This is a genomic window from Brevundimonas sp. (assembly GCF_016463485.1).
Classification (GTDB): Bacteria; Pseudomonadota; Alphaproteobacteria; order Caulobacterales; family Caulobacteraceae; genus Brevundimonas.
The window spans coordinates 1-12,891 of record NZ_JAEMRD010000098.1; the positions used below are offsets into that span (position 1 = coordinate 1).

Consider the following 12,891-nt stretch of genomic DNA (forward strand, 5'->3'; position numbering starts at 1 on the left):
CCTTCGTCTATGTCGCGGCCTCGGATTCGACCGTCGCGGCGGCCGACGGCATCTTCGGCTTCGTCTCGGGCCAGGACCGGATCGACCTGACCGGGGTGCGGACCGGGGCGTCGGACGCCTTCGGCATCGCCTATCTGGGGACCGGGTCGTTCCTGTTCGTGGACCTGGGCGGCAACGGGACCAACGACATGCTGATCCAGCTTGCCGACACCCATCTGCTGGCGTCCGACATCCGCTGGAGCGCGTCGGCCGGCGAGCTCGAGCCAATCTCCAAGGATACCGGCGCCGATGTCCTGCCGGTCGAATGGGCCGAAGACGGCAATCTGATCGGGCCGATGACATGGACCGGCCGGTACATGCTGGATCTCGACACTGTCGCGACCGCCGGCCTGCATCATACCCCGGACTGGTATCTCTAGGGCGCAGGGCACGCGCTGGGCGGTTCCGGCGTTCCTGTTCTCTAACTTCGGCGTCCCAATCCCTTGCCGCACAAGGGATTGGGCGATTGTCGAGGTCTTCGACCGAGCGCTGCTCTGCGTCGTGATAGACTGTCTTTCCGCCCTGGTCTTTGACACCTCGCAACACCCTCCCAGGGGCTCGATCGGAGTCCGGACTCCTCGGACTCCTCGGACTCTGTTTGGAGTCCGGACGGTTCAGCAAGTAATGTAAACCTTACATTTCAGACCATTCGGACCTTTCAGCTCCCGTTTTTCAGGCCTGCCGCCGACGTCGGTCCCGCCGCGTCGCCGATACGAAATCTCGCAGGGCCGCCACCGATAAATCGCCGGGCCGCCCCCTTGCGGTCGCACCGATCGGCCTATCTGTTATGCGACCCCGACCGACCGGGAACGACGGAGCTTCCATGTCCGACTACGACGCCTCTAATCGCGCCACCCAGGGCCGTGGCAAGGTCTATGAGTCCATCATCGACACCATCGGCGACACCCCCCTGGTCAAGCTGCCCCGGCTGTCGGCCGAGTACGGGTCAAAGGCCACGGTTCTGGCCAAGCTGGAGTTCTTCAACCCGATCGCCTCGGTCAAGGACCGGATCGGCGTGGCCATGGTCGAGGCGCTGGAGGCGGCCGGAAAGATCAAGCCCGACACCGTCCTGATCGAGCCAACATCCGGCAACACCGGCATCGCCCTGGCCTTCGTCGCCGCCGCCAAGGGCTACAAACTGATCTTGGTCATGCCGGAATCCATGTCGATCGAGCGCCGCAAGATGCTGGCCCTGCTGGGTGCCACCCTGGAGCTGACCCCCGCCGAAAAGGGCATGAAGGGGGCCATCGCCCGGGCCCAGGAACTTCTGGAAACCACCCCCAACGCCGTCAGCCCCTCCCAGTTCGACAACCTGGCCAACCCCGCCATCCATCGGGCGACCACGGCCGAGGAGATCTGGAACGACACCTCCGGCGCGGTGGACATCGTCGTCTCGGGCGTCGGCACCGGCGGCACCATCACCGGCGTCGGTCAGGCCCTGAAGGCCAAGAAGCCCTCGGTGCGCATGGTGGCGGTCGAGCCGACCGCCTCGCCCGTCCTGTCCGGCGGCGCGCCCGGCCCGCACAAGATCCAGGGCATCGGTGCCGGCTTCATCCCCTCGATCGTGGACCGCGATGTGATCGATGCGGTCGAACAGGTCTCCAACGAGGACAGTTTCGACATGGCCCGCAAGGTCGCCCGGACCGAGGGCATCCCGGTGGGCATCAGCTCCGGCGCCGCCCTGACCGCCGCCTTCCGCCTGGCCGCCCTGGACGAGAACGCCGGCAAGACCATCGTGGTCATCATCCCCAGCTTCGCCGAACGCTATCTGTCGACCGCCCTGTTCGACGGGCTGTAGCGTCGGCCCTGCTTCAGGATTAAGCTTTGTAGACTGAGGTCGTGCCGGTCCTCGCGGCCCGTTGAAGGACAGGTTTCGATGATGTTCCTCCGCACGATACTGGGCGCGGCCGCAGTGCTCGCCGCCGCGCCCGCACTGGCCGAGACCCCCACGGTCGCCGGGTCGCTGGACCTGAGCCGACGGATCGTGGCGAGCTCCGGGACGGTCGGCGAGGCTTCGGCGGGCTATGTCCGGGTCGTCAATGCGTCGTCGGCACCGGACCAACTGATGAGCGTCACCTGCACCTGCGCCAGCCGGGTCGAGTTCCATCATATCCGACGCAGTGCGACCGGGGTCAGCATGGATGCGGACCCTGTCTGGGACGTGCCGGCCCAGGGCAGGCTCGATGTCCGGCCGGGCAGCGATCTGCACCTGATGCTGATCGACTTCGACCCGGCCCTGGCCGTCGACGGACAGGTCTTGCTGACCTTGGCCTTTCGCGAGGCCGGCGAGGTGCAGGCAGGCTTTGCCCTGACCGCCGACAGCCGGGCGTCCTGGGCCGCGTTCGACTGACCGTCACGGCCGGTTAACCGCTGAGGCCTAGTCTGTGCAGGACATGTCCGAGCCCGCCGCCGCCAGCCTTGAGGATGCGCCGACCCCGGCGCTGCGTGCGCGCCATGCGCTGCTCAAGCGGCTGGCCGACGTGGTGTCCCTGCCGGCCAGCCGGATCAACGCCTTCGAGCGGTCGGTGACCGGCGACCTTCTGGTGGAGATGCTGCGTCTGGCCGCACCCCAGGAGCGCAAGCGGGTCGCCGCCCGCCTGGCCCCCCTGTCGGAACTGCCCAACAGCCTGGCGCGGATGCTTCTGCGGGACGAGCCGGAGATCGCCGGCCTGCTGATCGAGCAGTGCGCCTCCCTGACCGACGCCGACCTGGTGGCCTGTGCCCGGGACGCCTCGGTCGAGCACCGGATCCTGATCGCCAGTCGACGCGGTCTGGCCGAGGTGGTCACCGACACCCTGATCGGCTTTGCCGAGCCCCGGGTGGTCGAGGCCGTGATGCGCAACGTCACGGCCCGCCTGTCCCAGGTCGGGGTCGAACAGATCGTCGACCAGAGCCGCCAGACGCCCAGCTATTGCGCGCATCTGCTGCGCCGCGCGGAACTGCGGCCGTCGGGGGCCTATGTGATGTTCTGGTGGTGCGGGGTCGAGGATCGCCGAACCATCCTGCAACGCTTCGCCGTGTCGCGCGAAGTCATGCAGGAGGTGGTCGAGGACGTCTTCGCAATGGCCGCCGCGGAAGGGTGGCAGGACCCGGTGGCACGCAAGGCGCTTCAGTTCATCGAGCGCCGACAGAGGAACCGTGCGGCGGTCGCCAAGAGCCCCTATGACAACCTGGAACAGGCCGTGGCCGTCGCGGCGCAGGGCGGGCTGACCCGCGAACTGGCCTCCGAAATATCCTACCTGGCCGGGATCAAGCCGTTGACCGGCGCCAAGATCCTGGGTGATGCGGGCGGCGAGCCCCTGGCCATCCTGTGCAAGGCGACGGGGATGACCCGCGTAGATCTCCAGAACCTGTGGCGGTCCATGCGCCGGCCCGAGGTGGGACCGGACGGCCAGATCCATCCGGCCTGGGAACGGGTCGCGATCTGCTTCGAGATGCTGGCCGTCGACCGGGCCCAGACGGTGCTGCGTTACTGGAACTGGTCGCTGTCCTCGGCCCTGTCGCCGCAGTTGCTGAAGGCCATTCGCGACGGAGACGGCGAAGGGCTGGACGAATACTCAGCACCCGAGCGGGCCGCAATGATGGCCCTGGCCGAGAACTTCGGACGCTGACCAGTCGCGCCAAAGCTGTCGGACTTCGTCTGCTGTAAATCGCAACGATCGATGACGTCGCATTGCTTTCGTTGGCGAAGATCACTACTGACCTTGCCAACCAGCCGTAAGAGCGGCGAGTAAAGGCAGAATCAGCAAGTGGAAGCTCTGAACATGGACGAGAAGACCGGTCTTCTGGAGATGACGGCGGACATCGTGTCGGCCTATGTCGGCAACAACAGTGTCTCGGCCAACGACTTGCCGTCGCTGATCTCCAACATCCATGCCGCCCTGTCGCAGGTTTCGACCGGCGTGGTCGAGGTCGAGCCCGAGATCAAGGAGCCGGCGGTACCGGTGCGAAAGTCGATCAGCCCCGACTTCCTGATCTGCCTTGAGGACGGCCGCAAGTTCAAGTCGCTGAAGCGTCACCTGCGCACCAAGTACGACATGAGCCCCGAAGACTATCGGGCCAAGTGGAACCTGGCCAAGGACTATCCGATGGTCGCCCCCAACTACGCCAAGGCCCGTTCGGAACTGGCCAAGCAGATGGGCCTGGGCCAGGGCGGCCGCAAACCCGCCCGCACCACGACCCGCGCCAAGAAGTAGAACTCGGTCGTCGACAATCTGAAAGCGCCCGCTTCCGAAGGGGAGCGGGCGTATTGGTGACTAGTGGTTCGTGATTAGGGGTTGGGCCGTGTTGCTGATCGGGGATCGAGTGCGTGGCGCTCGGGCCGGGTCAAGATTCACCAACCACTAATCACGAACCACCCACCGTCACGACCGCGTCAGGCCGCCTGAACGCCCCGCCGCATGCGCCAGAAGCGGACGGTGCGCAGGGCCTGGTCGCGGGTCAGGTCGGCGTAGAGGCGGCCATAGCCGTGGGCCTTGCCCATGGCGTCGGCGTCCTTGTTCAGGATGACCACGGTGAAGGTCAGGAACAGGGCGCGGTCCAGGTCGGCAGCCTTGCAGATGACGGCCAGGGCGTCGATCTCGCCCCGCTCGACGATCTGGCGGGCCGTGTGGAAGTCCACGTCGGCCAGTTGGGCCAGGGCGATCAGGAAGGACGTGCGCGAGCCCGAGCGCAGGAACCGAGCCAGCATGGTCGGCGACAGCTGGCCGGCGGCGCGCAGTTCGTCGACATAGTCGTGGGCGGCGGCATAGTCGGCGGGCAGGGCCCCGTCGTCGGTGGCGATGCGGGTCCGTCCGGCGGCCAGGGCGTTCTCGAGCAGCACCGGGTCCATGGCGGCGTTCTGTTCGAGGATGTGCTGACGCAGTCGGGCCTCGACCACGAAATACATCTCGTTGAGCAGGTCGGGCGGCAGGCTGGAGCGTTCGACGGTGGCGGCGTGGAGGTCGGGATTGGCCTTGGCCCGCTCGACGGCGGCTTCCGATGCGGATCGCGACAGGCGGGCGCCGTCGTTGCGCAGCAGGGTCCCAAGAGTCACGTCGTCGCCCCGCTGGACGATGACGTCGGACAGGGCCTCGGACACGTCGGCGCGGCCGGACACGGCGCGCAGATGGTCCTGTCCCTTGGCGCGGACGACGCCCAGAAGGTCTTCCTCGGTCAGGACGGTCGAGACGCGCAGCACCTCGCCGGCGATGTCGGCCTCGTCATTGGCCAGGCGGCGGATCAGGGCGCGGGGGGCGTCGGATCGGACGGCGAAGCGGGCCGAAAGTTCGCGCCGGACGGCGACCTCCATGTCGGCGGCCAGGTCCGACAGGACCGAGCCGTAAAGGGCGTCCTCATTGGTCGTGCGGGTCGTGGAGCCGAAGAAGTGATCGGTCAGTTCGCGCAGCAGGGCCCGGCGGCTTTCGCTGGACGGTTCCTGGGCCAGGGCGATCAGGGCCGGCAGGCGAGACCCGGCGACGGCGGCCTCGGGGGCGACGTCGGTCATGGCAGGACCGGTTCCTGATTGACCATCACCTGGGCGCGACCGTTGACGGTGCGCGGCATGATCGGCACGGGCGGCGGCTCGGCGAGGTCGGGGGTGGCTCCGCCGCCGATGAAGACGGACTCAGGCAGGGTCATGGCGTCGGGCTCGTGGCCTGCCTCGCGGTGGACCGAATAGTAGCGCGCGCTTTCGCGGGGCGGCTGTCCGGACTGGGTCGGGGCGGCCTGGGCCAGCTGGCGCGGCGCATTGGGGTCGGACGGTGCCGGAGCATACTGTGGAGTGTATTGGGGCTGGGGCTGGGGCTGCGCCTGAGGCTGGGCCTGCGTCTGTCCCGGGGCACCGCCCTGGTTCATGCGGAAGATCAGGGCGTCCGCGCGCGGGGCGTTGGGGTCGTAGGGCGCGGAAGTCTGACCCTGTGTCTGGCCCTGCTGCTGCGGCTGCATGGCCGGATCGATCGCGGTCGGGATCGACGCGGGCGGCGGCATATAGGTCGGCTGGGGCGAAGGCTGCATGGCCGCCTGCACCTGGGGCGGGGCGGCGTAGTAGGGATCCTGGCGGCGGAAGGCGCGCGAGGGATCATAGGCGGGTGCCGAGGCCATCATCTGCGCCTCGGACGGTGCCGGAGCACTCATCTGGCCTTGCTGGACTTGCGGTTGGCCATAGCCCGGGCTGTGGACGGCGGTCTGGGCCTGGATGTCGTAGGGCTGGGGCTGGGGCTGGGCCTGAGGCTGCGAGGGTGCCTGGGGCATGGCCAGGGGACGCGGCGGGCCGGAGATCCAGGCGGAGGCCGGGGTCGGGGCGTTGACGCCCGGCGTCGGGGAGCCGTAGCGGCTGTTGCGACCCATCATCGGGGCCGGCGTGGCCGAGGCGGTCTGGCGCGGGATGACGCCGGGGCGGCGCAGGTCGTCGGCCGCGGCCGAGGCGGGCTTTCCGGCCCAGGACAGGTAACGCAGCCCGGCCTGCTCGCCGGGACGCGACTGGGCGGACGCCACACCGGCGATCAGCACGGTCGCGGCGCTGACGGCGACCGAGGTTACAAGTCGGGCAAAGAGGGTAGGATCAGACACAGGGCGGCTCCCGTTCACGCGGAACGTCGGGCCAAGGTAGTCGTCGGCCTGTTAACCCCGGGCTAACGCCCCGACTGGCGACGCACGACCCAGCCGCTGATCGCGGCGACGGCGGCGTTGAGTACAAGCCCCAGGGCCGCCAGCCAGACCAGGGCGGCCAGAAGCTCGGCGGTACGCAGGCGATTTCCGGCCTCCAGCAGACGCCAGGCCAGACCCTGGGCGGCACCCGAGCCGGAGACGAACTCGGCGACAACGGCCCCGATGACGGCCAGCCCTGCAGCGACCCGCAGACCCTCCAGCGCGAACGGAAGCGCGGTCGGCAGGCGCAGGCGGATCAGGCGCTGGACCCGGTTGGCGCGGTAGAGGTCGAACAGCCGCTCCAGGTCCGGATCGGCGGACTTCAGCCCGGTCAGGACGCCCGAGAAGACGGGGAAGAAGGCGACGGCGGCGGCCAGGGCCACGACCGCCTGCTCGGCATTGTCGAGCCCCGCCCAGATCAGCACCAGGGGGGCGATGGCGACGATGGGCGTGACCTGAAGCGCGATGGCCAGGGGCCGCACGGCCCGCTCGGCGGCGTCCGACAGGGAGACGGCGATGGCGAGGCCTCCGCCCAGGACGGTGGCGACGACGAGGGCCTGGATCGCCATCCAAAAGGTCTGGAGCGCCGAACCGGCCAGGACCGGGGCGCGCTCGACCAGGGCGACGGCGACGGCGCTGGGCGGAGGCAGGAAATAGGTCGGGACGGCCAGCAGGCGGCAGGACGTCTCCCAGACCGCCAGCAGCAGGGCGATCAGAAGCAGGGGCGGCAGGGCGCGCCAGAGACGGGTCATGCGGGAGTGGCCGAAGCTGGTGCCGGCATGGCGTCGGCGAGGGCGCGGGCGACGGTCTCCGCGGCCTGGCGATAGGCGGGTTCGAGGCGCCAGTCGGCGGGGCGGGGCAATGGGCCCGGGATGTCGAGGTTCTGGACCGTGCGGCCGCCGGCGGCGCTGAGGACGACGACGCGCGAGGCCAGATAGACCGCCTCGTCCACGTCATGGGTGACGAAGGCGATGGCCATGGGGGCGATGGCGCGGCGGACCTCCCACAGCCGATGCAGGTCCTCGATCAGGCTGCGGCGGGTGATGGAGTCGAGCGCGGCGAAGGGCTCGTCCAGCAGCAGGAGTTCGGGCTCGGTGACCAGGGCGCGGGCCAGGGAGACGCGCATGGCCATGCCGCCCGATAGCTGGGCCGGGCGGGCGGTGAGGCGTTCGGCGAGGCCGACGGCGGCCATGGCCTCAGCGGCGCGCCGGTGGGCCTCGGGGCGGGGGACGCCCGTCAGTTCCAGCGGCAGGGCGACATTGGACTGGGCGTCGGCCCAGGGCATCAGGGTCGGGCTCTGGAAGACGAAGGCCGTGCGGCCCGGGGCGGCGTTGAGCGCGACCTGACCCGAGGAGGCCTGCTCCAGCCCGGCCAGCAGGCGCAAGGTGGTGGACTTGCCGGCCCCGGAGGCACCGACCAGGGCGACGATCTCTCCGGGATGGAGGGTCAGGTCGACGGGGCCGATCGAGGGGCCGCGCGCATAGCGGACGACGGCCTGGCTCAGCCGGGCGATGGGGGCACCCGAGGTCTCAGCCACGGCCCGGCAGATAGTTGTCGGTGAAGGCGTCGCGCCAGTTCAGGCCGGCCGGATAGACGCCGGCGCCGGACGTGGTGTCGAAGAAGGCCTGCCAGCGTTCGGCGGTCATGGTGCCGAGGCCAAAGAGGGCCGCATCGCCGCCCTCGACGATGGCGTTGTCGTTCAGGGCCGTACGGGCCTGGTCCAGGCTCTTGTCCGTCATGTCGGGATTGTCGCGCTTGATCAGGGCGTTGGCCGCCTTGGGGTCGCCGTTCATATAGTCGCGCCAGCCCTCGGCCGAGGCAGCGATGAAGCTGCGCAGGGCCTTGGCGTTGTCGCGGGCGAAACCGTCGGGCGACAGGACCATGGCGGCATAGGAGGGATAGCCTTCGTCGGCCAGAAGAAAGACCCTGGGTTCGAAGCCGCCGACCTCTTCGATCGTGAAGGGCTCGGAGGTCAGATAGCCCTGCTGCACCGCCCGCTCGTCAGCGAGGAAGGGGGCCGGGTTGAAGGTGTATTTGCGGACCTGGTCGTCGGTGAAGCCATATTTGGCCTTCAACCAGACCCAGAAGGCCGTGATCGAGGCGTCGGCCAGCAGGAAGGGCCGGCCGGCGAGGTCGGCGATGGTCTCCAGCGCCGGGTCGGGGTGGGCGATCAGGACCTGGGGGTCCTTCTGGAAGAAGGCGGCGACGGCCTTCACCGGGGCGTTCTCGGCGACCAGGTTGAAGGGGATGAAGCTGTTGGAGCCCATGCCCAGTTCGACGGCACCGGCCGCCAGCAACTGGGGCACGTTCACGCCGGGGCCACCCTGGACGATCTGGACGTTCAGGCCGCGCCGCTCGTAGGCCCCGGACGCCAGGGCCTGGTAGAAGCCGCCGTGCTCGGCCTGGGCGCGCCAGTCGGTGGCGAAGCGGATGCGGACCCGGCCCTGGTCATCGACCGGGGCCTCGGACCGGAAGCAGGAGGCCAGGCCCGCCACGGTCGTCGCGACGCCACCCGCCAGGATCAGGCGACGGCTGGCGATGAGAGGGCGATTCTGGTCTCGCGACATGGCGGGAAACTAGAGCGCCTTGGCGTTGAAAGGAAGGCGGGCCGTTGAGGTTCGAGAACGGCGTCGGGTGGGCAGATCATGTCGGCAAAATCACAGTGCGGATCGTGCGGATCGTGCGGATTGGAAAGGGTGGGGCCGTCCGTAGCGCGCGGCGGCACTGTCAGGTGGAGGCGACATATTCGGACGCGAGGGTCGCGAGGTCTCCGAAAGTCATCTCGTCCGGCTCAAGCGTCCAAAGGGCGCATAGGGCGGGCAAGGCGAGCTCGAACACGGCGAACTCGGCGGCGATAGCCCTTCCTCCCGGCACTGTTCGAACTCGGCTCTGTGTTCTCAGCCAGGTTGCGACCTCCTCGATGCATCGAGTCGCTTCGCCGTCATGGGCATGGATATCTTGTCCGGCAATGTCCGAAATGAAGCGCTGAAACCGATACCGTTCTACATCCAAGATGATGCACCGCTTCACGGCCTGGGCTTCGGACCCGTACCGTTTAGCGCCCAGAAAGAGCCCGAGTTCGAGGGGCATGTTGAACCGCGGCAAGGCCGGATCACCGTCCAGTTCAGTCCTGGAAATGTCGTGAACACCGAACCGACACTCTTCGATGATGTCCATGATGACGGAAAGTCGGTTGCGGGTGGCATCATCCACTTCCAGCGCGCACCGAGGACGAAAACCAGACCGTATGATCGTGAAGACCAGAGCCCGAAAAATAGACTGATAACCCTCGTCGAAAGGGCAGTTGATGAAGACGTCACGCGACTCGGTGCGTATCGTCACTTTCGCGTGTTGGACCCGTACATTGAGGCGACGGCCTGCCTCGCCTCCGCCTGCGTGAAGTGCGTCGGTGGAACAGACGGCAGGAGCACCCTCACACCGTCAGACGTTCGGCCAACGGAAACATAGGCGCCGGTCGCGGTCGGTCGTGCGGTTGATTTTCCGGTCTTAGCCATATGCCAAACTTCAGCTACGCACCCACAGATTGCAAGGCCCTTCTGCGACCATGTTCTGGCCGAACGGAAAATAACCCGAACTTTCAAGGCCGCCCCGCCGAAGCCGGTTGGACCTCGAAAAATTCGGATCCCCAAGGCCGGATTGGAAACTGGCAATTGAGGCTCAGGGCCCTGGCCAGATTCCTCAGCGGGTCTCGGCCGGGATGGCGAAGCGGAAGGTCGGCGTGGGGGGCGGGCCGACATCGCCCCACTCGCCTGCGACCTCGTCGGCCGAGACGATGACCGTCGCGGGCGTGGCGCCGGGCTTGATGGAGATATTGACGGCGAAGGCCCAGGACTCGTTCTCATCGTCGCCGAAATTGTGTGGGGCATGGGCGAGGAAATCGCCGATGCCGTCGCCCTTGGCGTCTTCCAGGGCGATCGGAAACTGGTTCTCGGAGAACCAGATCGCGGGGGCGGTTCCGGTGACGCGGACGACGTCGCGTCGGCGGTCGACCTCGACCGAGACGATGACGGGCTTTGGCGCGGTGGCATAGGCGGCGGCTAGGTCGCGGTAGTCGGCGGCGTACATCGCCGTTTCTTCGGGCGTCTGGGTCGACTGCGGGGCACCGGAGAAGGCCAGGGCGATGGCGGCCAGAACACTCGAGAACATTTGGCCGACCCTTGCACGCCGCCGGACATTCCGGCTTGCGAGCATCACGGTGGGGGAGGGCTCCCGCGCCGTCAAGGCGGAGTTCAGGCAGCGGCCCGGCCAGATGCCGGAGCCGGAATTGAGCGAGGGGACGACAGCCCGGGCGAACCCTTGCTCTCGTCCCCTCACCAAGTCCGGGTTGGGACTTGGCCATTGAGGTTCAGGGCCCTGACGTTCTGCCTGCGGAGCGGACCCCGGAAGCATTCGGCTGTATCCTGTCGACTCCTGTCCGATGCCGTATCGCGGGGTCTCTAAACCACACGTCGTTCATCGATCCCGGCCCGGTTCCCCTCGATCCTTCCCGCGCAAGCGTTCCGCATCAGGAGCCTTGGCCCTGTCCTGACTTCCCCGCTGTCGCCCGAAAGCGCCTTTGGCGAAGTGCCGGATCAGAGAGCCGGACCGACCCGCTTGAAACCCCGGTCTCCCCGGATTTCCGCGCCGCCGTGTCCCTCGGCCTGTTGACGTTCGCGCCGAATGCGTTAAACGGCAAGCGCCTGAATTCGCTCGGTTGTGCATGACGACCTCGAGCCCGGTGGACAATCCTGTGAACATCTGTGGACGGATCGTAATTGGTCCGATGGATCAGGCGTTTGGGTTTTCCACAGAAAGCGGGTCGGCATCGAGCTCGCGGGAAATCCAGTCTCGCATGAAGGCTTGGGCGAGGGCGGCTGTCGGGGCGCCGAAATGCTGGAAGCCGTGGGGAGCGGTCGGAACGTCCAGCAGGACGGCGCGGCCCACCCGTCCCCATGCTTCGGCCATCAGCAGGCTGTCATCCGTTAAGGGGTCGATCTCGCCCGCGACGAACAGGGCAGGTGGCAGTCCACTCAGGTCCGCGTAGAGGGGTGAAAGGTCAGGCGCTCTTCGGCCAATCTCGTCGAGACCGGGCGTCAGCAGGCCCAGATCACGCACGAGGTTCGGGCCATCGAACAGCAGCGCATCGGCGCCGGCGGTACGGGCGGACGGTGTTCCGGACAGGTCGAACACCCCCTGGACAAAGATGCAGGCCGGAAGCCGGGTCTCGCCCTCGTCGCCCAGTTTGAGCAGGGCGAGCGCGGCAAGATGGGCTCCGGCCGACTCCCCGATCACGAAGACCCGATCAACGCCGAAACGGGCGCGGCCTTCGTCGATGGCCCATCGCAGCGCCGTGGCGCAGTCCTCGACGGCGTCCGGCATCCAGACCTTTTTCACCTCGTCGAGAAGTCGGTAGTCGACCGAGGCGACGGCGAGCCCCGCCTGGGCCAGATGACCCGTCAGGCGGTCGTTCAGGGCCGCGCTGCCGATGACCCAGCCGCCGCCGTGGAAATCGACCACCAAGGCGCGGGGTGCGGCGGGCTCAAGCAGGCGGAGTCCGACCGCCTTGTCGTCCGGGCCGACCTGCAGCCGGGAGACTGCGACGCCGCGCCGCCTCAGCGCCAGGGAGCCGATGCGCCCGGCTGCGTACCCCGCGAACCCATTGAGCCGCAGACCGAGCTGGAGTCTCCAGCCTGCGGGTTTGAGGCGAGGCGCGAGCGACAGGGCTGCGTTCACCCGCAGGGCTGCGCGGGTCTGGGCCGGGGTCAGCGGAAGCGTGTGGACCGTCAGAGCCATGGTCGAAGTCTAGCGCGCGAGGCGATTTACGCCATGAGGCGGTTCAGCCCACCAGAGCCTCCCGTTTCGCCTCGAGCTCCAACCATTCCTCCTCGGCGGCGGCGAGCCTGTGCTGGGCGGCTTCGAGGGCCTTCATGGTGGAGGCGAAGCCGGCGGGGTCGCGGCTGTAGAAATTCACGTCGTCGAGCCGGGTCTGGTGGGCCTTGATGGTGTCGGGGAGCTCGTGGATCAGGGTGTCGAGCTCCTTTAGGCGGTGAGTGTCCTTGAAGGACATCTTGCCCTTGGGCGCAGGAGCGGCCTTGGCGAGGGGGACGGGTGCCGGAACCGGCTCGGCCTGCACCGGGCCACGGCCGGCGGCGATCTGTTTGAGGAAGTCCGGGTTCTGGCGGATGAAGTCGGTCCAGCCGCCGGGGGTCTCGACGATGTCGCCGC

At 68.0% G+C, this 12,891-nt stretch carries 13 protein-coding genes and 1 pseudogene; 5 read left to right on the forward strand and 9 right to left on the reverse strand.

Annotated elements, in window-relative coordinates; translation table 11 throughout:
• The 5 genes from JHC99_RS13115 to JHC99_RS13135 all read left to right on the forward strand — a co-directional run.
• A partial coding sequence (locus JHC99_RS13115; RefSeq protein ID WP_292154830.1) for a M10 family metallopeptidase C-terminal domain-containing protein occupies positions 1-419 on the forward strand: 419 nt, incomplete at its 5' end.
• 443 nt (positions 420-862) lie between these two features.
• The gene (cysK, locus tag JHC99_RS13120) at positions 863-1,837 is read left to right on the forward strand and encodes a cysteine synthase A (RefSeq protein WP_292154831.1); all 975 of its coding nucleotides are present in this window, start codon (positions 863-865) and stop codon (positions 1,835-1,837) included.
• A gap of 78 nt (positions 1,838-1,915) precedes the next feature.
• The gene (locus tag JHC99_RS13125; RefSeq protein WP_292154832.1) at positions 1,916-2,389 is read left to right on the forward strand and encodes a copper chaperone PCu(A)C; all 474 of its coding nucleotides are present in this window, start codon (positions 1,916-1,918) and stop codon (positions 2,387-2,389) included.
• 43 nt (positions 2,390-2,432) lie between these two features.
• Positions 2,433-3,650 carry a DUF2336 domain-containing protein gene (locus JHC99_RS13130; RefSeq protein ID WP_292154833.1) on the forward strand — a complete coding sequence of 406 codons (1,218 nt, stop codon included), beginning with the start codon at positions 2,433-2,435 and terminating at the stop codon, positions 3,648-3,650.
• A 153-nt stretch (positions 3,651-3,803) separates the two neighbouring features.
• A complete protein-coding gene (locus JHC99_RS13135) occupies positions 3,804-4,235 on the forward strand; it encodes a MucR family transcriptional regulator (protein WP_271147190.1) in 432 nt (143 codons plus the stop codon).
• 179 nt (positions 4,236-4,414) lie between these two features.
• Here the strand turns inward: JHC99_RS13135 and JHC99_RS13140 are convergent, their stop codons facing one another.
• The 9 genes and pseudogenes from JHC99_RS13140 to JHC99_RS13180 form a co-directional block, all read right to left on the reverse strand.
• Positions 4,415-5,524, reverse strand: a complete 1,110-nt coding sequence (locus JHC99_RS13140; protein ID WP_292154834.1) for a DUF2336 domain-containing protein — start codon at positions 5,522-5,524, stop codon at positions 4,415-4,417.
• Positions 5,521-6,588: a hypothetical protein gene (locus JHC99_RS13145; protein ID WP_292154835.1), complete on the reverse strand. Its 1,068-nt coding sequence runs from the start codon at positions 6,586-6,588 to the stop codon at positions 5,521-5,523. The genes JHC99_RS13140 and JHC99_RS13145 overlap by 4 nt, the downstream gene beginning before the upstream one ends.
• Before the next feature lie 62 nt (positions 6,589-6,650).
• Positions 6,651-7,418 (reverse strand): ABC transporter permease, encoded by a 768-nt coding sequence (locus JHC99_RS13150; protein WP_292154836.1) that lies wholly within the window; start codon positions 7,416-7,418, stop codon positions 6,651-6,653.
• On the reverse strand, positions 7,415-8,203 hold the full coding sequence (locus tag JHC99_RS13155) for an ATP-binding cassette domain-containing protein (RefSeq protein ID WP_292154837.1): 789 nt from the start codon (positions 8,201-8,203) through the stop codon (positions 7,415-7,417). Before JHC99_RS13155 ends, JHC99_RS13150 begins: the two co-directional genes overlap by 4 nt.
• Positions 8,196-9,233, reverse strand: coding sequence for an ABC transporter substrate-binding protein (locus tag JHC99_RS13160; protein ID WP_292154838.1), 1,038 nt, complete (start codon positions 9,231-9,233; stop codon positions 8,196-8,198). The genes JHC99_RS13155 and JHC99_RS13160 overlap by 8 nt, the downstream gene beginning before the upstream one ends.
• Positions 9,234-9,393: 160 nt before the next feature.
• Entirely contained in the window at positions 9,394-10,008 is a 615-nt protein-coding gene (locus tag JHC99_RS13165) for a hypothetical protein (RefSeq protein ID WP_292154839.1), read from the reverse strand.
• Between the two features lie 357 nt (positions 10,009-10,365).
• On the reverse strand, positions 10,366-10,833 hold the full coding sequence (locus JHC99_RS13170; protein ID WP_292154840.1) for a hypothetical protein: 468 nt from the start codon (positions 10,831-10,833) through the stop codon (positions 10,366-10,368).
• 621 nt (positions 10,834-11,454) lie between these two features.
• Entirely contained in the window at positions 11,455-12,459 is a 1,005-nt protein-coding gene (locus tag JHC99_RS13175) for an alpha/beta hydrolase fold domain-containing protein (protein WP_292154841.1), read from the reverse strand.
• A gap of 43 nt (positions 12,460-12,502) precedes the next feature.
• Positions 12,503-12,891, reverse strand: a pseudogene (locus tag JHC99_RS13180) (ABC transporter ATP-binding protein); the annotation flags it as partial.